This is a genomic window from Bernardetia sp. MNP-M8, assembly GCF_037126285.1.
In the GTDB taxonomy this organism is placed as follows: Bacteria; Bacteroidota; Bacteroidia; order Cytophagales; family Bernardetiaceae; genus Bernardetia.
Window position 1 is genome coordinate 4,837,268 of record NZ_CP147012.1, and the last position, 23,534, is coordinate 4,860,801.

Below are 23,534 nucleotides of genomic sequence, written 5' to 3' on the forward strand. Positions count from 1 at the left end.
ATTGGACAGGGTTTTAACCCTGTCTTTCCAAACTAGCAAGAATGATTTTTTATAATTAATCCTCCTTTACAATTTCTTGTTTTACTAATTTCTTAACAGTCAGACCTTGAACCAAAATAGAAAATACTACAACAACGTATGTAATTGTTACAAATAAATCCCTTCCCATATCTGGCGTAAGAGAAAGCGCAAGAGCTACCGAAATACCTCCACGAAGACCTCCCCAAGTCAGAATCAGAATTGTATTTGGAATAAAATCTCGTTTTAATTTCATAAACGAAATAGGCAAACCTACCGAAATAAGACGAGATAAAAGAGCCACCACAATCGCAATAACACCAGCAATTAAATATTTACCATCAAAAGTTAGCACTAAAACTTCCAAACCTATCAAAACAAACAAAACAGCGTTTAGTACTTCATCTATGAGTTCCCAAAATTTATCTACATAATCTCTCGTCAAATCTGACATCGCAAATTCTCTTCCTTTTGCGCTCATCACAAGACCAGCCACCACAACAGCCAAAGGTCCTGAAGTATGCAAATACGCAGCAAGTGCATATCCACCCATTACAATTGCCAAAGAAATCAAGACTTCAACAACATAATTATCAATCGAATACATCAGTTTGTAACATACCCAACCTAAAGCCAAACCAAACGCAATTCCTCCAATTGCCTCAACAGCAAAAAGCTCTACAACATCCAAAAATTCAGTATTTTCTACTCCTTTTTCTGCCATTTGAAAAATTGTCAGAAAAACAACCACAGCCACCCCATCATTAAAAAGTGATTCTCCTGCAATCTTAACTTCTAAATTTTTAGGAACTTTTGCGCTTTTCAGAATCGATAAAACAGCAATAGGGTCAGTAGGTGAAATCAAAGAACCAAAAAGCAAACAATAAATATAATCTACACCAAGTCCTAACCAGCCCAAAATGAAATACATTGCCGTTCCAATAATAAAAGTAGAAGCTGTAACTCCAATTGTAGCAAAAATAATAATTGGTGTTCGTTCCTTAGCAAGAGTAGGTGTATCTACGTGAAGCGCACCAGCAAAAAGCAAGAAACTAAGCATCACTTCCATCAAAACTTTAGAAAAATCTACACTTCTGACAAGCTCTTGCGCCTTTTGAAAAATAGCTGGATTAAACTGTCCCAATCCAACAATAACGAGTGAAGCCAATAACGCAATAAGCATCAAACCAATTGTAGTGGGAAGTTTCAAATATCGATAATTGATATAAGCAAAGGCAGCAGAAAGCACAATAAGAACAGTAAAGGCGTGGAATAAATCCATAAAAATAAATTTAGAGGTAGGAAGTTAGATTTTAGAGTTAAATACAAATAAAAAAATTGTAGGTTAAAGGCTTGTCTTTGACATCAGACTTAACAAGTTTAAAAAATGTAAATACAATTTGATATAAATAGTTTTTGAGTTACTATTGTTTATAAAAGTGAAAATTAGCAATTTTAGGGTAATAATACTAGTCTAAAACACACTTTCTATTTTTAATTATGAAAATCCAGTATTCAATCAACAACATAACTTATACAGCCGATTTATCAAAACCACTAGACATTTCTATTCCATTGCAAGCAGGAAATGCAGAAAAGACAGTAAATCCAAATTGTTATCATGCTGAAGAACCTACTTTTAAAACTATTAGTTTTGAAGATGTTTTTATTGGAAGTGTTGCAGAAGGAGGAGTTTGTAATTATCAAAGAGTAAGTCTTACACCACACGGAAATGGCACACATACAGAATGTTATGGGCATTTGAATAACCAAGAAAAGGAAAATGTTACAATTAATCAATGTCTACAAACATTTTGGTTTGTCGCTCGTATGATTAGTATAGAACCTACCAAAATTACAGAAGAATACTTACAAAACGAGGAGCTTAGCCAATTAAGAGAAATTGCAGAAATTGATGATGAAGTAGTTTTGAAAAAACATCTTGAAGAAAAATTAGATGAATTAGAAAAGATAGATATTGAAGATACTAATTCTATTCCTTACGAAGCTCTCATCATTCGCACTCTTCCAAACTCTGATGATAAAAAAACTAGAAATTATTCAGGTCAAAATCCTCCTTATTTAGATCCAAGTATAGGCAAGTTTTTAGCTCAAAAAAATATCAATCATTTACTTTTAGATTTGCCTTCAGTGGATAGAGAATGGGACAAAGGAAAATTATCAGTGCATAAAGGGTTTTGGAATATTCTTACTAATAGTTTAGATAAAAATAGCAAAAATGACTTTTCACAAGTCCGAAAAAACGCCACTATTACCGAACTTATTTTTGCAGATAATAAAATTAAAGACGGAATTTATTTATTAAATATTCAAATTCCGTCTTTAGAAATTGATGCTGTTCCTTCAAAACCTGTTTTGTACGAACTAAGTAAATAAACCTAAACTACATCCCAAGATTGCATAAAAGCAAAATCTGATTTTTTGAGTCCAAGCCATTCCAATGCCGAACCACTCAATAATTGTTCTTTTTGTTTATCATCATAATTCATTGAATGAATCAACTTACCTGGTTGAAGTTCACCCAATGGAAAAGGATAATCTGTTCCCAAACAAACTTTATCAGCTCCAATTAATTTGACTATATAATCCAACATTTCAGGACTATGAACCAACGAATCTAAATAAAATTTACCTAAATAATCTTTTGGTGCAATCGGATTATCGACAGCACACAAATCTGGGCGAACATCAAAACCATGTTGAATACGTCCAATAGTCGCAGGAAAAGAACCTCCACCGTGAGCAAAGGCAACTTTTAGATTTGGTAATTTTTCGAAAATACCACCAAAAATCATTGAACAAATTGCAAGACTTGTTTCTGCTGGCATTCCGACAAGCCAAGGAAGCCAATATTTAGGCATTTTGCTTGTTCCCATCATATCCCATGGATGCACAAAAATAGCTGCACCAAGTTCTTCTGCTGCCTGAAAAATTGGAAAAAGCTCAGGTGCATCTAAATTCCAATCCATAATATGTGAACCAATCTCTACCCCTGCAAGTCCTAAATCTTTTACACATCTTTCTAGTTCTTTAATAGCCAAATCAGGTGCTTGCATAGGCAAAGTTCCCAAACCAATAAAACGGTCTGGATAATCTTTTACAATTCCTGCAATATGTTCATTGAGCATTTTAGATAAATCCCATGTGTGTTCGGGCTTTGCCCAATAGCCAAACATCACAGGAACAGTTGAAAGAACTTGTACATCTACATGTTGATGATTACATTCTTGCATACGACGTTCTGCTGACCAACAATTATCTTCTACTTCACGAAAAAAACGATCATCCATCATCATACGAGCGCAACAGGGTTTGTGATGGTCTAAGTGAATAAAACCACCATAACCATAACGTTCACGTAAATTGGGCAGACGTTCAGGCAAAATATGCGTGTGAATGTCTATCGTAAAAAGTTTAGATTCAGGTGTAAAAATCTCTTTTTCGTTTTGTTTCTGTAATGTGTCTGGAATATTCGGATTGTGTGTATTTGGCGTGGAGTCTTGTGGCATTATTTTTTGTAAAAATCTTATTGTAAAATCTTAAAAGTAGGCTAAATTAAAGAATTACAAAGGGTTTTCAAAAAAAATGTTTACATCAGAAGATAAACAAAAATGGCTATCCATAAAAAATGAATAGCCGTTTCTCATTTACTATAATTTAAAATATCTTTTTTAAGTCTTTTAAATATAATATAAATAAGCCCAAGAAGCTGTATTTTATATTTTCTTGTAAAATTTTTCTATTATTATTTTAATGTCTATTATCACATCTTATATATACACAAGGTGTGTTTTTATCTACAAAACAGACAGAAGGACATCCAAATGATACACTTTCAAAGCCAAATAAAATAGAAGGTTTATTTTTAAATATGTTGCCTGTCCATTGATTTGTATAGTAGTTCTCTTTACTATCTTTTTCTATTACATGCAAAGGACTAAAGTCTATTGATTCTCCGTCACGAAAAGAAATAGTGGAAATCACTGTTTTATTAGAATCAATAATTACTATTATTCTATAACGACCAGTATCTTTAACAAAATAATCTAGTTTATTGACAGCACAATGATAGGTGCGAGTTTTGAGTTTAGAAGAAGATAAATGTTTTTTTAATTCATCATCATTTGTTGAAAAGTCAGGAAAAAGGCTTTCATCAATTTCTTTCCATATCATACTTTTGGCTTTTCCTTCTCTAAATGGATTGTGTTTGCCTACACAGACAAAAAAATCATTCCCCTTACTTAGCAAATTCAATTCTGTTTTTTCTAGCTCAAAGCCAATCATAAAATCCCATTGTCTCAATGGCTCTGAGCCTCCATAAGGATTTATAAAAGCCACTAAATTAATATCCTTGACATTGAAAGCAAAAACAGAATTTTGAGATAAATCATAAATATATATAATATCTGTTTCTTTGATATTCACTGATTCAAGAAATCTTTTTCTGTGTTTTGCATCTAATTTGTGGTAATTATTTTCGTCAATAGTAGGTTCATTACTTAAATACTTTTTTGCAATAACAGAGGAATCTGGATGTTCATTGTATGCATAACTGTCTGTCAAGACAATAAATCCTGTAGAATCATAATTATAAAAATCATAAATAATTAATTCTTCAGATTCCTCAGTAGGAGAAATGAAAGAAAATAATAGAAGCAAAATAAAAAAGAAATTTATTTTCATAGTAGTATTAATTTGGTGTAATAAAATTTGCTTCAATGCCATTGTTAGTGTTTTAGCGAAGCGACAACAACAATCAAATAACAGTTTGGAACTTGATGAGCTACTATCTCTAAATGGAAAATAGAAATTTTAGTCCAAAGATAGATGGAACAACTCCTTTTCTAAAGAAGAGGATGCTAAAAGTTTTATGCAAGAACACAATGGAAAAAAAATCTATTCTTTTGAAGAGATTAACAAAGATGTGGTTATCTTGGAGTTGAAGTAAAATGACTTGTCTTATTTTTTACTTTTCAAATTTTGTAATACCTAAATCCTCTTTCTGTGTTTGTGATATTTTCGGAATTTGATTACCTTTCAATAGATTTTTAGCATTTTCATAGATAGAGATATTCTTATTTGTAGGATAATTTCTCATAAAATGTTCTCTATAAATATTCTCAATTGCAGTTTGGGCATTTTTGCTAGGATAAATTTTATTTGCAGTTTCTGCCAAACGAATAGCATAATTTGGATTATATTCTGCCTTTAATAATGCGTCAGTTAAGAGTTCGTTTGCCTTTGCTTTTCGTTCTATTTGCTCTTGTAATTTGTTTTTTGTGTCAATACGTTCTTTGAGAGCATCTACTGTAACACCTAATTGGTTAATTTCTTTATTTTTATTTTCAATAACTCGGTAAGTGCTTTTATCAAGTTTCAAAACCTCTTCTAGTATTTTCTCTTTTTCTACTAATTTTCCCAGTTGATCATCTAATTTTTTACTAATTTGTACAGAATTATTGAGTTGTAATTTCATTTGTTCGTTTTGCATTTCTATTTCTTCTTTTCTATCAATGGCAATACTTCTTTCACGTAATGCCCAAGCTGCTAAAATACCAAGCATGAAAATAATAGCTATCAAAGAAACCGTTTTGATAATCTTATTTGCTTTTACTCTACGCTTACTTTTTGTTATTAACTCTTGTTCGTTATGAGTAAGTTGAAGTGTTTCTAAATGAGGTTCTATTAAAGAAAGACTATTTTTACTTAATACTTCACCTGTATTTTGGTAGGTTTTAAGTCCTGTTTGTAGAATTTCTTTTGCTTTAGATAGATTTTTTTCTTCTGTTGTGAGCCTTTCTATAATCTTTAAAGCAAGACTGTCATGAGCCAATTCAACACGCTGCTCTGAAAGATGAATAATTCTAACCTTGCTAAGTTCTTCTAAACAAAAAGTAATATTTTCTTTACTTGCACCATGCGAATACATCAAGTTGGTAGCTTCATGCAAGTCCATCGAAACACGAGTTCCATCATCAGTTACAAGCAAATTTAAAATTGTCCAAACTTGTCGTTCTTCAGTTTTGGGTAAACGATTTTGAACTTTCTTAACTTGTTCTTCTAAATATTCTCCCAAAACATCGCCTATGGTACTGAGTTCTTTTACAAGTTCTGGATTGAAAGTCACACGTTCTGCCCAACTGTCATTTACAGCATTTGTATAGCCAGCCAGTACACCTTGTTTGTTTTTTGCAAGCTCATAAAGACGATCTAAATAAATTTGAAGATAAGTAAGTTCTATCAAACTGCGCTCTTCTGCAACCTGTGAAACAATCAAATCAGCCGTTTCTTCTGGATATTCTACTTCAATATTGAATGCTTCTGCTGATTTCAAAATAACCTCTTTAGCATTGGCTCGGCGCATTTTTTCTACACGTACTCTATAATCAAAAAGCTGTGGAACACGTTCTTCAAACTCCGATAAATCAGCTAAGTACTCCTCACGCATCACCAAAATAACCTTACAGTTGTATTCACTAGACAAAACAGTCTGAATAAAATCATAAAACTGGTTTTGTTCTTCTTTACTTCCTGAAATATATAATTCTTCAAATTGATCGATGATTACATAAATTGGACGAAAAAAAGTCATGTGAAGTGCCTTAATGGCAAGATGCAAAGGCGTATGTGGTTTGAGTTTTCGTTGAAGGTATTTATTTGTCTCTTCTAAAAGTGCTGTTCCGATATGATCTTTTCTACGAACGTGAAGAGGTAGCCAGTCGTCAGAAGAAAAACAGATTGGCAAACCACAATGTACCAAACTCGTTTTTCCTGTACCAGACGCACCATACACCAAGACTAAATTACTTTCTGTCGTTTTTTTGAATAGTAATTGAATCTCGGCATCTCTACCAAAAAAAATTTCTTTGTCCTTGCGTCCATACGCTTCCAATACCTTAAATGGACTTGTCATAGTTTTGATGAACAGCTATTGATTAGTTTATAGGATAATTATTATTAGGAGTAATTATAAATATAATATACTAGATTGATAACAAATAAATTAAAGTTTTAATCTTGTTCACATTAATAAATTTTTCCTTATTAGAAGAAATATAAAAATACGATTTTTTAATAAAAATACCTATTGTCTACTCTGTTTTTAGATTTTTAATTTGTGTTATACTATTCTTTTTATCGTATAATATGAAACGAAGCAAAACCGTTTTTGGTTTTTTGAATCAAAAAATACTTGATAAAAAATAATTAACTCATTTAATTAAAAATAAATAAAAAAACGCTGCAAGCCTAATATTTTTTAATCTTAATAGTATTTTTCGTATAAAACAAATTATATTTGTTGAAATAAAAAATCACCTACAAACAATTTTGCCTACTTGGTTTTATGCCACTTTCTACTTCAAAATCTGCTCAATTTGCCCAATTTGTTCATATAGAACAAACGCATACAGGAAAAATCCGTAAACATAATGAAGACGCTTGTGCTATCTTCGAAACTCCAAACGGTCTTTTGTGTGTTGTTTGTGATGGAATGGGAGGGCATTTGGGAGGTGAACGAGCCTCAAAACTTGCTTTAGAAAAAATAGGAGAATATATGTCTTCCAAGCGTTTTGATTTGGCAAAACTAAATGATGCTTTAGACCAATCTTTTGCGTCTGCTCATGCAGCCATTGCTTATGAGGCTGAAACAAATCCTTTATTAAAAGGAATGGGAACAACATGTGTTGCTATTTTATTTCACCCAGATGCTACTTTTTGCGCTCATGTGGGTGATAGCCGTTTGTATATTTTTAGAAATAATGAACTTATTAGACTAACAAAAGATCATTCTTTCGTTCAAAACCTGATAGATGAAGGCATAATTACAGAAGCAGAATCGTCTTATCATCCAAAAAGAAATTTGATAGAACGTGCCTTAGGTTCTGATGATGCTCAACCAGATATTGCTAATTTAGGCAGAGTTTTACAAAACCTTAGAGTAGGAGATGTGTTTTTACTTTGCTCTGACGGACTCTCAAATGAATTAGATGATGTAGAAATCAAAAATTTTCTTGAAAATGAAACCCTTGCTTTAGAAGAAAAAGTAGAAAGAATGATGGAATATGCTCTTAAAGCAGGAGGAAAAGATAATATAACAATTCAACTCATTGAAAAAGTAGAGTAAAAATTAAATATTGAAGTATTTAAAAATTTAAAATAGAGTGTTTTTTGAAGTATACATCTGTTTAACTTTCTTAGAAATACTTTTTAGTACCTCATAATATCTATGAAGTTGTTTAAGAAATGAATTTTTCCATAAGATAGGGTTTGCAAACCCTATCTTATGGAAAAAAACATCGCCTTTGTTGGTGTTTTAGCGTAGCGACACCAACAAACATATCCACAAATCCATTCTTAAACAACTTCTATTATAACTTTCTAGATAGGCTATACTATTCTATGCTGCTTCTGAGCAAAATACACGCAAAAGTATAGCTTCTACACAAATAACTTTTAGAGCATTTTTCATTATCTATTACAAGCTATTAGTATTTTCACTATTTTTGCAGATAAATTATACTCAAACTTATATTTAGAACTGATTTTGATTGAGTATAGAATAAAAAAACAAAAATATAAAATGAATACAGAAAAAGAAGATCAAACAAATAACGATTTTGTAAAAACTAACACTCTTGAGGAAGTTGAAAATACGGAACAAATTGAAAAGGTAGAAATTGAAATGGCAGAGCCTTTAGATGAACCTTTTGATGATGATGAAGATGAAGAAAATCTTTACGAACATTATCGTATAAAAGTAGATGGAAAGCAGTTATTATTGCGTATCGATAAATACTTAATGGAGCGTTTGCCTAGAGTTACTCGCAATCGCTTACAAACAGCGATAAAAGGAGGATATGTAAAAGTAAATGAAAAACAAGTAAAACCGAGTTATAAAGTTTTGCCTCATGATGTAATTACGGTGCGTTTGCCTGACCCTGTTCGTGATTTGAAAAAGGTTGAACCTGAAAACATTCCTTTAAAAGTAGTATATGAAGATAAAGACTTGATGATTGTTTTCAAACCTGCAGGCACAGTTTCACACCCTGCTACGGACAACTGGACAGGAACGCTTGCCAATGCAATAGCGTATCATATGGAACAAAATGGTGAGCAGTTTTTAGGGCTTTCTCATAGAATAGACAAAGATACCACAGGAATTTTGGTAGTTCCCAAAACAGCAGAAGCAAGAGATTTTATAGGAAAACAGTTTTTTCATCATACTATTGAGCGTACTTATTTGGCTTTAGTTTGGGGAGAAGTAAAAGCCGATAAAGGAACAATAAAAGGAAATATTGCAAGAGGAAAAAATGATCGTCGTGTGATGACTGTCCACCCAGATGGTGAACGTGGCAAGCATGCCGTTACGCATTATAAGGTAATTAAGCGTTTGCGTTATGTTACTTTAGTACAGTGTAATCTTGAAACAGGACGTACACATCAAATCAGAGCGCACATGAAACATATTGGACACCCTCTTTTTGGTGACTACATGTATGGAGGAAATAAAATTTTGCAAGGCTCTGTGTTTTCAAAATATAAAACTTTTGTAGACAACTGTTTTACAATTTTGCCTCGTCAAGCTCTTCATGCAAAATCCTTAGGATTCGAACATCCGACAACGAAAAAATGGATTCAGTTTGATTCTGAACTACCAGAGGATATAGTACAAGTAATTGAGAAATGGGAAAATTATGTGAAATATACTTAAAAAGTTATTTTGCATTTGCATAATTTATTTGGTGTTATTGGCGTTTTATAAATTAATGAACAAATTATTGTGTATTTTTAGTTTGTCTTTATTTTTATGAATTTGCGCTAAAGAGTTTTAATGCTTATTTTTAAGTTATAAAGTGAATAAAAAAATCAATCCTACTACTCTAAAACTAACGCTCACCCCATCCCTGTGAAGTTCCTTTTTTCCATAAAATCCAAATTGTTTCTCTCCTTTTTGGTGTTCCTCTTTGCAACTATTACCTTAGCAGCAATGCTTCTTTGGTATGATGCTCAGATGCACCGAATAGAAAAACTGACGGCTACACTTTCTCAAGTTGATTTAGATATTCGTCAAACTGATAAACTAGAACGTGATTTTTTTAGTTCAGAAGCTCTAAATTTAGATTTTTACGAAACAGGAGATAGTTATTATGTATTGCAGCATCAAGAGCTTACCTCAAAACTACGAAATGATTTATTAGACCTCCGAACTCATCCTCTTATTCCTTCTGCCCATTTGCGTCATCGCATTGATACATTGCGTCGTTCAGTCATAAAATATGAAACTACTTTTGATGATTTAGTTACAAAAATTTATCAAAGAGGATTCAAAAATCAAGGGTATGAAGGAAAAATGAGCGAACATTTGGATTCTCTTCTCAAAACGCCATTAGATAAACTTTATCTTTATAGAATCAGACAAGCAGAACAGCGTTTTCTTTTATATAAAGAAGAGTCTCAAATCGAACAAGTAAATGCACTTTTAATAGAATTTCAAAACCATATTGAAGAATTTACTCAAAAGGAGTATAAGAATATAGCTATAAGAACCGAAAAACGTACTGAATGGAAAGAATTAACTAATAAATATGAAACTTTGTGGCGAAGGTTAGCAGGAACAGAACGAAAAATAGGATACAGAAGCAAGCTAGGTTTGAAAGGAAAACTCAATCAATTATCTAATCAAATCGAAGTAGCAATTGAAGATATAAACAAAGAAGTACACAAAGATAGCGAAGAGTTTAGAAAGAAAAGTAGGACAAAATTAATCTGGGTAGTAAGTGCAAGTATTTTTTTGAATCTTATTTTAGGATTATGGATGATACGAAAATTAGGAACACCTATAAAAAGAATTTCTGAGGCAATTCATAATGTAATTGAAAATGATTTTTCGGTAGAATGGCAACCCATTCAGATACGTCATAAAGATGAAATAGGAAGGCTTTCTAAAGATGTAAATTTACTTGTTAGCAGGATTTTGGAACGAACAGCCGAAGTATTTCAGCAAAATGAGGAGTTACAAGCACAAAAATCTGAATTGGAACAACAAACCGAAGAAATTTTGGCGCAGCGTGACTTGGTAGAATCGAAAAACCAATCTATTTATGCACAAAATGAATATTTGGAAAAACAACAAGAAAAAATTCAGCTTCAAAATAAAAATATTACAGCAAGTATCAATTATGCAAAACGCATTCAGAAGGCGATGCTGCCAAGTCAAAATCGTTTAGAAGAAATTTTACCAAAATCCTTTGTTTACTTCAATCCTAGAGATATTGTTTCAGGAGATTTCTATTTCTTTGCAGAAAAAGATGATAAAATTGTTATTGCTGCTGTCGATTGTACAGGACATGGCGTTCCAGGGGCGTTTATGTCTGTGATTGGAAATGATTTGCTTACTCAAATTGTTATTTGGAGAGGAATTACAGAAAGTAATTTGATTTTGAATGAATTACATAACGGAATTGTACAAACACTAAAACAAGAAGAAACTGAAAACCGTGATGGAATGGATATTTCTCTATGTGTGTTGGATAAGAAAACAAATGAAATTCAGTATTCAGGTGCAAAAAACTCTTTGCTTTTCATTACACCAAATGGAAAAGTAAATCAAATAAAAGGTGATCGTCATCATGTTGGTGGAGTTGCTAGACAAATAGAAAGAGATTTTACAGCACACAAAATACAACCCGAAAAAGGAACTCGTTGTTATTTACTTACTGATGGATATTTAGACCAATTTGGAGGAAAACACAGTAAAAAATATTCTACCAAACGTTTTCAGTTATTTATAGAAAAACTAAAAACCTTTCATATTTTCGAACTCCAACACGAAGTAGAAAGAAATTTTATTGAATGGAAAGGAAGTGAAAAACAAATTGATGATGTTCTTGTGATTGGTTTTGAAGTGTAATTAGGGAATGAGAATTGGAGTTTGGAAAACACACAATCTCTGATTGAGTTTCATTTTGGATTGTTGGTGTTTGGTGTCGCTTCGCTAAAATACCAACAACGACATTGGTCTATTAATAATGGAGAGTTAATCCTATCTAGTATTCGAAAGTAGTTTTTACAAAAAACGAATCGCATAAATAGCCAAAACTACATTTATCAAAATTAATAATCCTGTCAAAAAAAGTGTCAGAGTAGAAATTGTATTTACCTCAAAATCTTTTTCTCCTGTCATTGTCCCCACCGACGATTTGATAAACAAATAATAAGGAATTTTGAGATAATAAAAGAAACCTATTAGAGTTGCTAGTCCAATTCCGATAAGAGAAAATAAAAATGTAGGATTAGAATGATTTTGATAATTCTGAAAAGCAACAAAAATCACAATCATTTTTACCAAAAAACCACCAAAAGGAGGCAAACCAGCTAAAGAGAGAGAAGCAATAGAAAGAATTATTTTTGGAATAAAAGAAAGGTTTTTTAAGTTTTTTATTGATAAATCAGTATTGGTTATGCTTTCTAATTCTGCACAAAACTTCCAAATAATAGCATTTGATAGGATATAGAAAATCCAAAAAATCAGAATTCCGTTGGTAGAAATAACGGCATTTTGAAAGTTATAAACTAAAAGGAGAATCAAAAAACCTACTTGAGAAACTCCTGAATACGCAAAAAAACGTTTGAAATTGCTTTGTTGAATAGCTAAAAAACTTCCAAAAAGAGCCGATAAAACTCCCAAAATAGAAAGCGTGGAAAAGATAATTTCTTGAAGGTTTGAAGGAATACTTATTAAATAATTCAGAATAAAAAATAAGATTCCACTTACAGCAATTTTGGGAATAGTTGCCAAGAAAAAAATAGTTCCAGAAGAAGCATTCTTATAGACTTCACTTATCCAAAAATGAAGAGGAAAAGCAGCCAGCTTGAATAAAAAACCAATTCCTATTAAAAGAAAACCAATCAGAAAAGTAATTTGATTTGATTCTGTTGAAGAAGCATTGAGAAAAATATCAGAAATATTAAAACTAGCATGAAAAATAATAGGAATAGAAAAAGAGCCACTCATTCCATACCACCAAGAGAAACCGTAAAGCAAACAAGCCGAACTAACAGCACCAAAAACAAGATAATTGAAGGAAGAAGCAATTAGTTTTCCTTTACTTTTTTTATTTTCACTTGTATCAAGAATTTGCTTATCATAAAAAACAACTAATAAATACCCACAAATAGACAGCATTTCCAAACTCACATAAATTCCAAAAATGTTAGCTGAAATAAGTAGAAATTGTGCGCTCAAAATTCCTCCTAAAAGAATGACAAACCATTCTGAAACTGTTTTTTGTAAAAAAGAAGAGGACTTATGAGAAGAATATTGAATCCAAATAGCAAATAGTCCAGAAACTGAAATTAGAATTTTGAGATAGTACGTAAATCTATTTTGATAAAATAAATCATTCCAAAAGAAAGTAGTTGTATCTGTTTCAAGTTTGCCTAAAGAAAAAATAAGCAAACCAATATTTAGCAAAACAGCAGAACTACAAACAAAAGGCACAAAAAAGCAAGTTAGTTTTTTAGGCAAAAGCAAACCACAAAAAGCAAGCAGCCAAGCCAAAACTAAAAGCAGTTCTGATTTAAGAAAATTTACATCTTGCCAAGAAAAAAAATAAAAAGTATCATTCATGTAGTGTACACTTTAGTGTGCAAAAAAATGTACCGTACCCTTTAGGGTGCGAGAGAAATAAGACCACAAAGGTAGAATAAATACAAAAAGAATAAAAGACTATCCTCTATCTAAAACATCATCATCATAAAAAATTTCTTTTTGCCCTTGAAATTGTGCATCTCCAAAAGCAAGCACTGGAAGAAATATAAATGGCAAAAGAACCATTCCTACACCAAACCAAGCATTTTTATCAAATTTTTTGGCAAGTTCTATATAGATATAAAAGTATAAAACATAGTTCAGGAGAGGAAAAAATAAACCAATTATCCAACCTTTAGGCTTTTCTGTGATGTCTAGCAAAATGATAAAATTAAGAATAGGAATAAGACCAATCCAAGGCATTTTTCCAGCTTTTTTAAAAATTCCCCACAAACAAATTCCACGCACAACATAAAACAAAAAAACTATTCCAAGAGGAAAAATAAACTCTATAATTAAATTGACAGGAATATCTCCACCAAACGAAGAAGCAATTAAGTTAAACATACAAGGAAGTTTATGACAATAAGACAAGTTATTTTCTAGCAAAAGTTTACTTACGCTTTTTTCTTTTTATAAAATATCTAATTAAAAAGAAAATAAGGATTACTGCTACAATAGCTATAACAGCAAGCACACATAGAACAATAAAAACTCCTATCATTCCATCATAGGTCACATACAAAAATACTCTATTCATATTTTTTTTAAGTAAAAACTTCTCAAATCTAAGTTTTAAACAAAGATTGGAGAAGTTTATTATTTTAGTTTTTCAGAAAAAGAAAAAATTATCCTCTATCTAAAATACCGTCATCATATACTTTTTCGCCTGCCATTGTGCCTTGATATTGGGCATCTCCGAAAGCAAGCATAGGATAAAACACAATAGGTAATAATATCAATCCGATAGCAAAACCTGTATCTTTTCCAAATACTTTGGCAAACTCTACAACTGAAACAATAGCTATATAAATACCATAAAAAGGTATAAATAAATACAAAACCCAAATGGCTGGTTTGTTAATAATTTCCATCATAATGACTAAGTTATAGATAGGAACTAAGGCAGTCCAACCAGGTTTGCCTGCTTTTTCATAAATTTTCCATAAACATACATAAATAAAAATTTGAATAAGGACAACAATTAACATAAATGTTCCCATCATTGCCATCATTCCTGCCAAAGCAGCTTCATTCTGATCCATAAGAGTAAAATTAAAATTAAGTGAGAGATAAGTAAATTTGTGTGATAAATAATGCTTCAAAATTCTAAATAAATCTTAAAGCAATAGCCAATAAACTAAATTTTTATCAAAAAACGAAACTTTATATCATTATTTAATCAAAATTTAAAATATCTTACCTGCGTTTAATATTCCATTTGGGTCAAATACTTTTTTGATTTCTCTCATCAATCTTAGATTTACTTCACCTAACGCAATAGACATATACGGACGTTTGGCAATTCCAATTCCGTGTTCGCCTGAAAGCATGCCACCCAACCGAACGACTTCTTTAAAAATTTCTCCAATTCCATCTACTACTTTTGTGTTCCAATCTTCTTCCGAAATTTGTTCTTTCAATACATTTACATGTAGATTTCCATCACCTGCATGCCCAAAACAAACTGAACGAAAACCATACTCATCACCAATTCTTTTGATAGAAGTAATAAGCTCAGGCAAATTTCCACGAGGAACAACTACATCTTCTGCTTTTGTGAGTGAATAAGCATTTACGGCAGGCGAAATATTTTTACGCAATCTCCAAAGTTCTTCCTTTTGAGCTTCCGAATCGGCAAACAAAATTTCTCCTATTTTAAAGCCATTTTCTAATGTCTCAACAATTTTTTCGGCATCTTGCATCATTGATTCTTCGTTGTTTCCATCCAATTCGATAATCAAATGCGCTTGTATAGTAGAAGGCAAATCAATATTTGTCTTTTGATTCATTTTATCTTCTAGGTAAAAAGCTGTTCTTTCAATAGCTTCTCGTTCCATAAATTCCATCCCAGAAGGAGTAACTCCTGCAATATAAATGGCTGAAATAGCTCTACATGCTTCTTCATTACTTTCAAAAGGAACTAGTAAAGCAATATTTTTATGAGGATAAGGACGAAGTTTGAATACAATTTTAGTTACAATTCCTAAAGTTCCTTCGCTTCCAGTGATTAATTGCGTAAGATTATAACCAGTAGAGTTTTTCAAGACATTTGCACCTGTCCAAATAATTTCTCCTGTTGGCAAAACAACTTCCAAATTCAAGACATAATCACGAGTGACACCATATTTTACAGCTTTTGGTCCTCCTGAATTGTGTGAAACATTGCCACCAATAAAACAACTTCCTTTACTTGCTGGGTCAGGTGGATAAAAAAGATTTTTTTCTTTGACTGCATTTTGGAAAACTTCAGTAATTACGCCTGTTTCTACAGTTGCTTGGAGATTTAATGTATCAATTTCGATAATTTCATTGAAGCGTTCCATAGAAATTACCACACCATGATTGGTTGGCAATGCACCTCCACTCAAACTTGTTCCCCCACCACGAGGTGTAACAGGCAAAATATGCTCATTACAAATTTTCATTATTTCACTAATTTCTTGAGGTGTGCGTGGTTTTAAAACGACATCAGGTAAAAAAGAATAATCTTCAGTATGATCACGAGAGTAAGTATCTCGGTTTTTATCGTCTGTAAAAATGTATGCTGCACCTACAATTTTCTCAAAATCTTGAAGAATTTGAGGAGTAAGTTTCCCAAAATGATTTTGTGACGTTTCTTTGAAGTTTGCAATATCTAAAGACATAATAATGGAGTTGAAGTTTTTGATTAGTAGGATTACAAAAATACGATTTTTCTGTCTTTTCTCTACTTTGTTATCTAATTTACTGTTATTTTGTCGTTATGCAGAACAAATTGTGTAATAAAAAGCACTTTTTTTTACTGTATTGGTATTGTTGTTGCATTTTTATTTGAAATTTTGAATCAAAATATGCACATTTGCATGTCTGTTTTAAAAAGTAAAGAACCAATTTTTAATTTTATCGTTCTTACTAAAAAAAACCACTCTAAAAAAGCTAACTTTCTATGAATCAATCTATTTACAAAGATATAAATACTTTACAATCAACTACACCAAAAGTGATTGTTCTTCCCCAACCAACTTTAAGAAGCATTTTGGTAAATTATCTTTCAGAGTTATTTTCTTCAAACCTAAATGAGGAACGTGTAAGAAATAGTAAAAAGCTATTTTTTGGCTTATTTTTGATAGTTATTTTTTTTACTTTGGGCATATCTTCTGCTTTCGCTCAAGATGATTTTGTAGAAGACCCAATGGGGAAATCATCTATTTGGCAACAACTTACCGAAAACCCTACTGATTCTACACTTTGGGAAAATTATTATGGTAAGCCTTTTAGTGCCATGAATCAAAAAGAAGCTGAAAAAGTGAACGGGTGGAAACAAGAATTAATGCTTCGTAAACTAGCTAGTAATGATGCCGTTATTGGTTTTGTAATTACAGATGAGATTGATGAAGGGTTCTTTATTGATGAAGCTGCTTTTAGAGAATTTGAAGCACAGATTCAGGCAGCTAAGGCAAGTGGACAAGCTGCAACCATTACCTTTAAGGACATACAAGGGTTAGAAGCTATTATCATGCCTGAGTGGGAAGGCATGTCGGATTTAAAACAAAATATTGCAGAAAACTTTGTTATATTAGAAGATATGTATAAGGATATTTTTACTGAACAAGGAATTGATTTTCAAAACTATACAGTAGCACATCCAGATGGAAAATATAGCCAAATAAAATGGATTGAGGAGTTAGATGGAAAACTTCGTAAAGCAAAAGAAAATCAACTCAAAGAACTCAAGAAAAAATATAATATGAATTAGCTAACACTTAATATCGTGTGACAAAAGTTTATTTGCATTTTGAGATTGTTTTATTCCTATCAGATACTTTCAGTGTCAGATATTTTAGCTCTTTTAACTGTCACTTATGAAAGTGTCTGACAGTTATATTTCATTATTGAGAAAAAATGAAATATAGGATAATTAATTAAACGCTGTACTTAAAAGAAGAAGAATAAAGTTTTTTCAAACTTATTACTTGTTTTTAGGTTACTATGAAAAGGTAAGTATTCTTTCTTACGACTTTTTTTGTAAAATTTATCAAAAGTCTAATTTTTAGAGGAAGAAATTTTTAGCTTATTTTATTTTTTTTAGAATTTGTAGTTCTTCAAAACTAGAACAAAATTCTTACATTTTTTTATCTTCTTTTATTATGCAATCATTCAATCAGAAAACCAACAATGTTATCTTAAATGACATTGAAGTAATAGCTAATACAGAGTATTACACTATTTCGTATTCATATTCAAAAAACCGTTTTTATCTTACCATTACAGGCTTTTGGAAAAATCCAGATGTAATTTCAAGTTATGTAAACGATTGGAGGAAAGCCATGCTTTTGGCAGTTCCTAATTTTACATTACTTACTGATGCTACAAATGCAAAAACTTACCCTCCTTCAGTAATGGCTGTCCATAATGAAGCACAACAAATAGTTGTAGATGCAGGACTTATGCAGGTAGCTGAAGTTCTCCCAAAGAGTGCGTTTTTAAAATTTCAATCTGAATTATTAACTGAAAATAGCCAAATGCCTTGTTCAAAATTTAATAATTTGGAATTAGCTGAAAGATGGTTAGATAATTTGCAAAAAACTCTTTTAAGTAAAAAGCATAGTGCTTAAACCATTTTTTATTTTAAAAAAGATGTTCAGTTGGAGATTCTAAAATACTTACTTTTCCTTTGTACTCTTTCTGTATTATTTTTAGAGCTTCTCTTTCTTTCTTGTTTTTTGTGTAAAAATGTAATTGTACAAACGGAGCAAAACTAGCCAAAGCAAACAAAAACAATTCAGTTTCTAAATGTGATTTAGTAGGTAGTTTGTGGCGAATAGTTATCTTATTTTTTCTGATGATATACAAACTATTATCAGAAGCATTTTTAGATTTATCTATTAAATTTCTGCTTTTTGGATAGGTAGTTTCATAAGTCTTTACATATTCTATAGCTTCAATTTCTTGAAAGGAATAGAAATCCTCTCCTTTTAACTCAATTCCTTTCTCCGTAATTTTTACTTTTTTAGTATTTGCACCAAAGGTTTCTCTAAAACTCTTTGTTTTTGCCAAAAAGCCAAATACTATTGATAAAACTAAAGTTAAAATGGTTTGAACATAAAAAGGTATTTCTGAAAATAACTTAGGAAAAATAATGAGTAAGACTGAGGCTGAAATTGTTGTAAATATAACTTGTAACGTTTCACTAGAAGAGTAATCAGAAAATTCAAAATTAAATTTTTCTCTTTTCTTGGCAAAAAATGAAGTCGCTTGTGGAGGAATAAAATCAAGAGTTTCAGATTGCTCACAATGTTTTGAGTTCATATATTCCCAACTCTCTTTTAAAAAAACAGATTGACAATTAGCACAAAAAACAACAATATTATCTGCTTCTATGCTATCTCCAGTTACTCCATCTAGTCTTCCAATTATATGAGAATGCCTTTGAGAATCTAATTTATGTATATGACTATTCATTTTATTCAATGTTTGAATATCCAATTTTGATACTAACACAAGTATTTATGCTAATAAGTAATTGAGCTAAATTATTTACAGCTTATTTATTAAGCATCTTTTTTAGAAATAGTTAGAGCGTATTTTCCACCTTTCTGCTCCTCTTTTCTCACGATTAAAATCGTGGGTTATATGTAATTCTGCCCAATTACTTAATTTAGAATTAAAATTAATAAATAGGAAAGAATTTGACTTGAATCATCAAAACTTAGATTATTATTTTATCCTATTTTGAATCCCATTACAAGGACATCATCTACTTGTTCTTCGTCTTTTTTCCAATCCAAAAAGTAATTTTCTAGCTTTTCTTTTTGCTTAGTATCATCTAATTTAGCTATTTCTACGAAAAGAGATTTCATTTTTTTCTTCATCAATTTCTTTCCTTTATCTCCTCCAAATTGGTCTTGATAGCCATCAGTACATAAAAAAATGGTGGTTTCTTTTTCTATTTTCAAGATGTGATTTTTATACACTCGTTCTTTTTCTACGCCCCATTTTCCAGCAATAGGAAATTTACTTCCTGCAATATCTTTTAGTTCTTCATCTTGAACATAATATAACGGACTTTTTGCTCCTGCAAAAGCTAATTCTTTTGTTTTTGTATCATATATACACAAAGACATATCCATTCCATCACGATTTTGAGTTTCAGACTGACGAAGAGCCGTAGAAACTTGTTGATGTAAAGTAGATAAAACTAAAGAAGGATTCAGAATTTTTTTCTCTAAAATAATATTATTCAACATATCGTTTCCAATCATGGACATAAATGCCCCTGGAACGCCATGACCTGTACAATCTATAGCAGCAATGCAAATTTTATTTTCCGTTTTGGCGAACCAATAAAAATCACCACTTACAACATTACGAGGAAGCCAAAGGACAAACGCAGAGTCAAACGTATTTTTAATTTCCTCTATGGGTGGTAACATCGCTCTTTGGATACGACTTGCATAATTTATGCTTGATTTTATATTTTCATTTTGAATACTTATGGCTTTACTCTGCTCTGTAATTTGTTCGTAAGATTTAGCATTAACTAGCGCAATTGCTGCATAAACAGCAATATTTTGAACTAAATTAAGATGATTTTGAGTATAACTATTTTTTTCAAAGCTCTGAACAGTCAATACACCAATAGTTTCATTTTTATAATTAATTGGAACATAAATGAGTGATTCAGGTATTTCTCCTTCTATTGCACTTATTTTTTGATTTGGTATATACTCATTAAATTCTTTTTGTAAATCTTTGATATTAATTTCCTTGTTTTGCTTAAAACAGTAAGTTGGTAGATTTTCTTCATTCAATGATGTTTTATGAATAAAAAGTGTTGTTCCATTTTCTTTTGAATTAATGAAATCTAATGAGTTTTCTTTTTCATTATAAATTCCGATAGCAAAAATAGAAGCATCTAAAAGCCTATTGACAGATGAATATACCATTTCTACAATCATTTCAACGGAAAGGTGAGAAGTAATTTGTTTGCCTACTTCACTCAAAAGACTTACATTTTGGTAGGCTATTTCGACAAGTTTCTGCTGTTTTTCTAATTCTTGATTTTGCTGTAAAATCTCTTCGTTTTGCTGATTAATTTCTTCATTTCGATTATTTACTTCTTCATTTTTTTCTTTCAACTGTGAAGTTCGTTCATTTACTAGACTTTCAAGTTTAGTGTTTTGAGCTTGTATAGAGTTTAGTTTGTGTTTGTAAAAACCTATTGCAGTACTCAATACAACTACTCCACAAAGCATAATAAACCACCATGTTTTCCAAAAAGGAGGCAAAACACTTATTTTGAGTATTGTTTCTTTACTTTCTATATTATCACTATTGATTACTTTTACTTTAAAGGTATAATCTCCTGCTGGCAGGTTGGTATAAGTTGCTTGTCTGACAGATTTTGTTTTGTTCCAATCCTTATCAAAACCTTCTAATTTATAGAGATAAGTATCATATTCTGGTTTATTAAAATTAGGCGATACAAATTCTAATGTTATGATTTTGTCTTCATAAGTCAAATCTAGTTTATTTGTGTTTTTTAGAGCCTTAGATAATAAGATTCTATTATTATATTCTTGATTTACTTTGACAGTATTTCCAAAAAGTTTGAGTTCTGTCAGAATTACTTTTCTCTTTGCTGGGTTGGGCTTAATATCTTTTGGATAAAATGAATTAAAACCATTAATTCCACCAAAAAATAGTTCTCCATCATCAGCTTTGAAATAAGCTCCTGAATTAAATTCTAAACTTTGTAGATTATCTCGTGTGTCATAGACAATTATTCGTCTGTCATCAGCTAAATTTTGGCTTTCTTTGTCGTTCAAAAACTTAAAAATACCTCTGTTGGTACTTATCCATAAATTATCTTTTTTATCTACCAAAATGGCATAAATAGCATTGTTTGCCAGTTCATTGCGTTCTCCCCAATACTCAAAAGTTTGGGTTTCTTTGTCCATTTTATTGAGTCCATTGGTTGTTCCGAGCCATAAATTTCCTTGTGAATCTTCTGCTATTGTACGAATTACATTACTACTAATAGACTTTAAATCTTGAGAATCATAGGTATAAAAAGTAGTTCCTATGATATTATTTTGCTCATCTCTTTTTGTTTTAACTAATCCATCATTTGTTCCTAGCCATAAAATTCCTTCTTTATCTTCATAAACTGACCAAATGATTAGTGTTTTTAAAAAACGTTTTGTTTTATAGCCAAAATCATTTTCTGTTGTGGGTTCTAATTTGTAGATTCCATTAAAAGTAGCTATCCAAAGGTTTTCTTTTTTATCTTCTATAACAGCTAAACTTGTCGATTGAAGTGTTGTTGTATCTGTAATACTGCTTTCCAAACTAACAAATTTAGCTCCTTCTTTTTCAGAAAAATCTATCAAACGAGAAATAGTAAAGTTTCCCATTACCCAAATACTCTTATTTTTAGTTCCGTAGAGGCTGGTAACGCTATTTATTTTAAAGTCATTTTTATTGTTTCCTTTGAAAATATTTGTGTACTCGTCTGGTTGTCCGTTTGGTTGTCTTTCTATACGAGTAATCCCTGCTTCTGTACCTACCCAAAGAATATTATCTTTTGTCTTAGTAATTCCCCAAACATTTGTGTTAGGCAGTGAATTAGGGTTGTTTTTTTCTTTCGTATAAAGCTGAAAATTTGTTTTAGAAGGATTGAAATATACAACACCTAAATTTAGAGTAGCTACCCAAATTGTATTTTCTTGGGTTTCAATAATAGATGCTGTTGTACCAATAGAGCCAAAATTAGTTTTGAAGCGAGTGAGTTTTTGGTCAGAAGGAGTTAATGTATAAATATAATCTGTACTAATTCCATATAAATTTCCATTTTGAGTTTGTGTAATGGATTGTAAATTATAGAAAAGTCCATTATAGGAAAAATGTTGAAAATCATCTGTTTTAGAATTGTATTTATTTAATCCTTTTTCAGTTGCTATCCAAACTTGATTGTCTTTGTCTATTAGAATATCATTGGCTGTATATCCAGACAATGAAGAAGAATCAGCTTGATTGTAACGATATAATGTTTGCTGTTTTCTATCAGCACTCCATTTATTGACTCCTTTTTTATATGTTCCTATCCAAAGATTATTATTAGCATCAATGGCTAAGGATTTTATATCATTTCCTCCTAAAAGTAAAGAATCATTTTGAGTTGCACTATAATTTGTAAATGTATTATTTTTGGTATCGAATTTTGATAATCCTTGTCTTGTTCCTATCCATAAAAAACCTTCTTTATCTTCTGTAATGGCTTGAACGGTATTATTTACCAAAGAAGAATTATTATTTTTATTATTTCTAAATGAAATAAACTGATTGGTATTATTATCATAAAGGGCAAGTCCTGCCACTGTTCCAATCCAAACACGCCCTTGTTTGTCTTGATATAAAGACTGAATTTGATTGTCAGGAATGGTGGTTGTATCACTACGAATGTGTTTATAGACAACTACTGTTTGTCCATCGTAGCGATTTAAGCCGTCATCTGTTCCTATCCACAAGAAACCATCTTTGTCTTCCAACAAAGCATTTACTGTATTTTGAGAAAGTCCATTCTCTATATCTAATGCTTTTGTTTCAGAAGTAAGTTCTTCTTCTGTAAGTTTTTGAGATTGGGAAAACCCAAACTGATATAAAAATAGTAATATAATTACTAAAAAATATTTCATTACTT

The 23,534-nt window shown here is 31.1% G+C and carries 16 protein-coding genes; 6 read left to right on the top strand and 10 right to left on the bottom strand.

The window, feature by feature from the left end; genetic code table 11:
- Positions 1-55: 55 nt before the first annotated feature.
- Positions 56-1,300: a sodium:proton antiporter gene (locus tag V9L04_RS19580; RefSeq protein WP_338791626.1), complete on the bottom strand. Its 1,245-nt coding sequence runs from the start codon at positions 1,298-1,300 to the stop codon at positions 56-58.
- 218 nt (positions 1,301-1,518) lie between these two features.
- Between V9L04_RS19580 and V9L04_RS19585 the strand changes: the two genes are divergently transcribed.
- Complete coding sequence (locus V9L04_RS19585) at positions 1,519-2,415, top strand: cyclase family protein (RefSeq protein ID WP_338791627.1); 897 nt, start codon at positions 1,519-1,521, stop codon at positions 2,413-2,415.
- 2 nt (positions 2,416-2,417) lie between these two features.
- On the opposite strand, the gene V9L04_RS19590 is transcribed toward V9L04_RS19585, so the two are convergent.
- The 3 genes from V9L04_RS19590 to V9L04_RS19600 all read right to left on the bottom strand — a co-directional run bounded on the left by V9L04_RS19590 (position 2,418) and on the right by V9L04_RS19600 (position 6,952).
- On the bottom strand, positions 2,418-3,548 hold the full coding sequence (locus V9L04_RS19590; protein ID WP_338791628.1) for an amidohydrolase family protein: 1,131 nt from the start codon (positions 3,546-3,548) through the stop codon (positions 2,418-2,420).
- Positions 3,549-3,789: 241 nt separating this feature from the next.
- The gene (locus tag V9L04_RS19595; protein ID WP_338791629.1) at positions 3,790-4,722 is read right to left on the bottom strand and encodes a hypothetical protein; all 933 of its coding nucleotides are present in this window, start codon (positions 4,720-4,722) and stop codon (positions 3,790-3,792) included.
- Positions 4,723-5,005: 283 nt separating this feature from the next.
- Positions 5,006-6,952 carry an ATP-binding protein gene (locus V9L04_RS19600; protein ID WP_338791630.1) on the bottom strand — a complete coding sequence of 649 codons (1,947 nt, stop codon included), beginning with the start codon at positions 6,950-6,952 and terminating at the stop codon, positions 5,006-5,008.
- Between the two features lie 432 nt (positions 6,953-7,384).
- On the opposite strand from V9L04_RS19600, the gene V9L04_RS19605 reads away from it, so the two are divergent.
- The 3 genes from V9L04_RS19605 to V9L04_RS19615 all read left to right on the top strand — a co-directional run bounded on the left by V9L04_RS19605 (position 7,385) and on the right by V9L04_RS19615 (position 11,950).
- A complete protein-coding gene (locus tag V9L04_RS19605; RefSeq protein ID WP_338791631.1) occupies positions 7,385-8,164 on the top strand; it encodes a Stp1/IreP family PP2C-type Ser/Thr phosphatase in 780 nt (259 codons plus the stop codon).
- A gap of 456 nt (positions 8,165-8,620) precedes the next feature.
- The gene (locus tag V9L04_RS19610; RefSeq protein WP_338791632.1) at positions 8,621-9,751 is read left to right on the top strand and encodes an RluA family pseudouridine synthase; all 1,131 of its coding nucleotides are present in this window, start codon (positions 8,621-8,623) and stop codon (positions 9,749-9,751) included.
- A 243-nt stretch (positions 9,752-9,994) separates the two neighbouring features.
- Positions 9,995-11,950, top strand: coding sequence for a SpoIIE family protein phosphatase (locus tag V9L04_RS19615; RefSeq protein ID WP_338794215.1), 1,956 nt, complete (start codon positions 9,995-9,997; stop codon positions 11,948-11,950).
- 156 nt (positions 11,951-12,106) lie between these two features.
- Here the strand turns inward: V9L04_RS19615 and V9L04_RS19620 are convergent, their stop codons facing one another.
- From V9L04_RS19620 to V9L04_RS19635, 4 genes are all read right to left on the bottom strand, one after another.
- Positions 12,107-13,669 carry a proton-conducting transporter membrane subunit gene (locus V9L04_RS19620; protein ID WP_338791633.1) on the bottom strand — a complete coding sequence of 521 codons (1,563 nt, stop codon included), beginning with the start codon at positions 13,667-13,669 and terminating at the stop codon, positions 12,107-12,109.
- 99 nt (positions 13,670-13,768) lie between these two features.
- A complete protein-coding gene (locus V9L04_RS19625; protein WP_338791634.1) occupies positions 13,769-14,197 on the bottom strand; it encodes a DUF5684 domain-containing protein in 429 nt (142 codons plus the stop codon).
- Positions 14,198-14,478: 281 nt separating this feature from the next.
- Positions 14,479-14,895 carry a DUF5684 domain-containing protein gene (locus V9L04_RS19630; protein ID WP_338791635.1) on the bottom strand — a complete coding sequence of 139 codons (417 nt, stop codon included), beginning with the start codon at positions 14,893-14,895 and terminating at the stop codon, positions 14,479-14,481.
- A 144-nt stretch (positions 14,896-15,039) separates the two neighbouring features.
- Positions 15,040-16,497, bottom strand: coding sequence for an FAD-linked oxidase C-terminal domain-containing protein (locus tag V9L04_RS19635; RefSeq protein WP_338791637.1), 1,458 nt, complete (start codon positions 16,495-16,497; stop codon positions 15,040-15,042).
- 281 nt (positions 16,498-16,778) lie between these two features.
- On the opposite strand from V9L04_RS19635, the gene V9L04_RS19640 reads away from it, so the two are divergent.
- Both V9L04_RS19640 and V9L04_RS19645 read left to right on the top strand, forming a co-directional pair.
- On the top strand, positions 16,779-17,588 hold the full coding sequence (locus V9L04_RS19640; RefSeq protein ID WP_338791638.1) for a hypothetical protein: 810 nt from the start codon (positions 16,779-16,781) through the stop codon (positions 17,586-17,588).
- Positions 17,589-17,979: 391 nt separating this feature from the next.
- Positions 17,980-18,447, top strand: a complete 468-nt coding sequence (locus tag V9L04_RS19645; protein WP_338791639.1) for a hypothetical protein — start codon at positions 17,980-17,982, stop codon at positions 18,445-18,447.
- Between the two features lie 13 nt (positions 18,448-18,460).
- On the opposite strand, the gene V9L04_RS19650 is transcribed toward V9L04_RS19645, so the two are convergent.
- Positions 18,461-19,294, bottom strand: a complete 834-nt coding sequence (locus tag V9L04_RS19650; RefSeq protein ID WP_338791640.1) for a hypothetical protein — start codon at positions 19,292-19,294, stop codon at positions 18,461-18,463.
- Positions 19,295-19,554: 260 nt separating this feature from the next.
- Complete coding sequence (locus V9L04_RS19655; protein WP_338791641.1) at positions 19,555-23,529, bottom strand: two-component regulator propeller domain-containing protein; 3,975 nt, start codon at positions 23,527-23,529, stop codon at positions 19,555-19,557.
- Between the last annotated feature and the right edge of the window lie 5 nt (positions 23,530-23,534).

What these genes read in the sequence shown, in the direction of transcription:
- V9L04_RS19625 (WP_338791634.1), bottom strand. Translation starts at nt 14,197, where the DNA reads ATGTTTAACTTAATTGCTTCTTCGTTTGGTGGAGATATTCCTGTCAAT.
- V9L04_RS19640 (WP_338791638.1), top strand. Translation starts at nt 16,779, where the DNA reads ATGAATCAATCTATTTACAAAGATATAAATACTTTACAATCAACTACA.
- V9L04_RS19605 (WP_338791631.1), top strand. Translation starts at nt 7,385, where the DNA reads ATGCCACTTTCTACTTCAAAATCTGCTCAATTTGCCCAATTTGTTCAT.
- V9L04_RS19650 (WP_338791640.1), bottom strand. Translation starts at nt 19,294, where the DNA reads ATGAATAGTCATATACATAAATTAGATTCTCAAAGGCATTCTCATATA.
- V9L04_RS19630 (WP_338791635.1), bottom strand. Translation starts at nt 14,895, where the DNA reads ATGGATCAGAATGAAGCTGCTTTGGCAGGAATGATGGCAATGATGGGA.
- V9L04_RS19580 (WP_338791626.1), bottom strand. Translation starts at nt 1,300, where the DNA reads ATGGATTTATTCCACGCCTTTACTGTTCTTATTGTGCTTTCTGCTGCC.
- V9L04_RS19610 (WP_338791632.1), top strand. Translation starts at nt 8,621, where the DNA reads ATGAATACAGAAAAAGAAGATCAAACAAATAACGATTTTGTAAAAACT.
- V9L04_RS19600 (WP_338791630.1), bottom strand. Translation starts at nt 6,952, where the DNA reads ATGACAAGTCCATTTAAGGTATTGGAAGCGTATGGACGCAAGGACAAA.
- V9L04_RS19595 (WP_338791629.1), bottom strand. Translation starts at nt 4,722, where the DNA reads ATGAAAATAAATTTCTTTTTTATTTTGCTTCTATTATTTTCTTTCATT.
- V9L04_RS19620 (WP_338791633.1), bottom strand. Translation starts at nt 13,669, where the DNA reads ATGAATGATACTTTTTATTTTTTTTCTTGGCAAGATGTAAATTTTCTT.
- V9L04_RS19645 (WP_338791639.1), top strand. Translation starts at nt 17,980, where the DNA reads ATGCAATCATTCAATCAGAAAACCAACAATGTTATCTTAAATGACATT.
- V9L04_RS19635 (WP_338791637.1), bottom strand. Translation starts at nt 16,497, where the DNA reads ATGTCTTTAGATATTGCAAACTTCAAAGAAACGTCACAAAATCATTTT.
- V9L04_RS19655 (WP_338791641.1), bottom strand. Translation starts at nt 23,529, where the DNA reads ATGAAATATTTTTTAGTAATTATATTACTATTTTTATATCAGTTTGGG.
- V9L04_RS19590 (WP_338791628.1), bottom strand. Translation starts at nt 3,548, where the DNA reads ATGCCACAAGACTCCACGCCAAATACACACAATCCGAATATTCCAGAC.
- V9L04_RS19585 (WP_338791627.1), top strand. Translation starts at nt 1,519, where the DNA reads ATGAAAATCCAGTATTCAATCAACAACATAACTTATACAGCCGATTTA.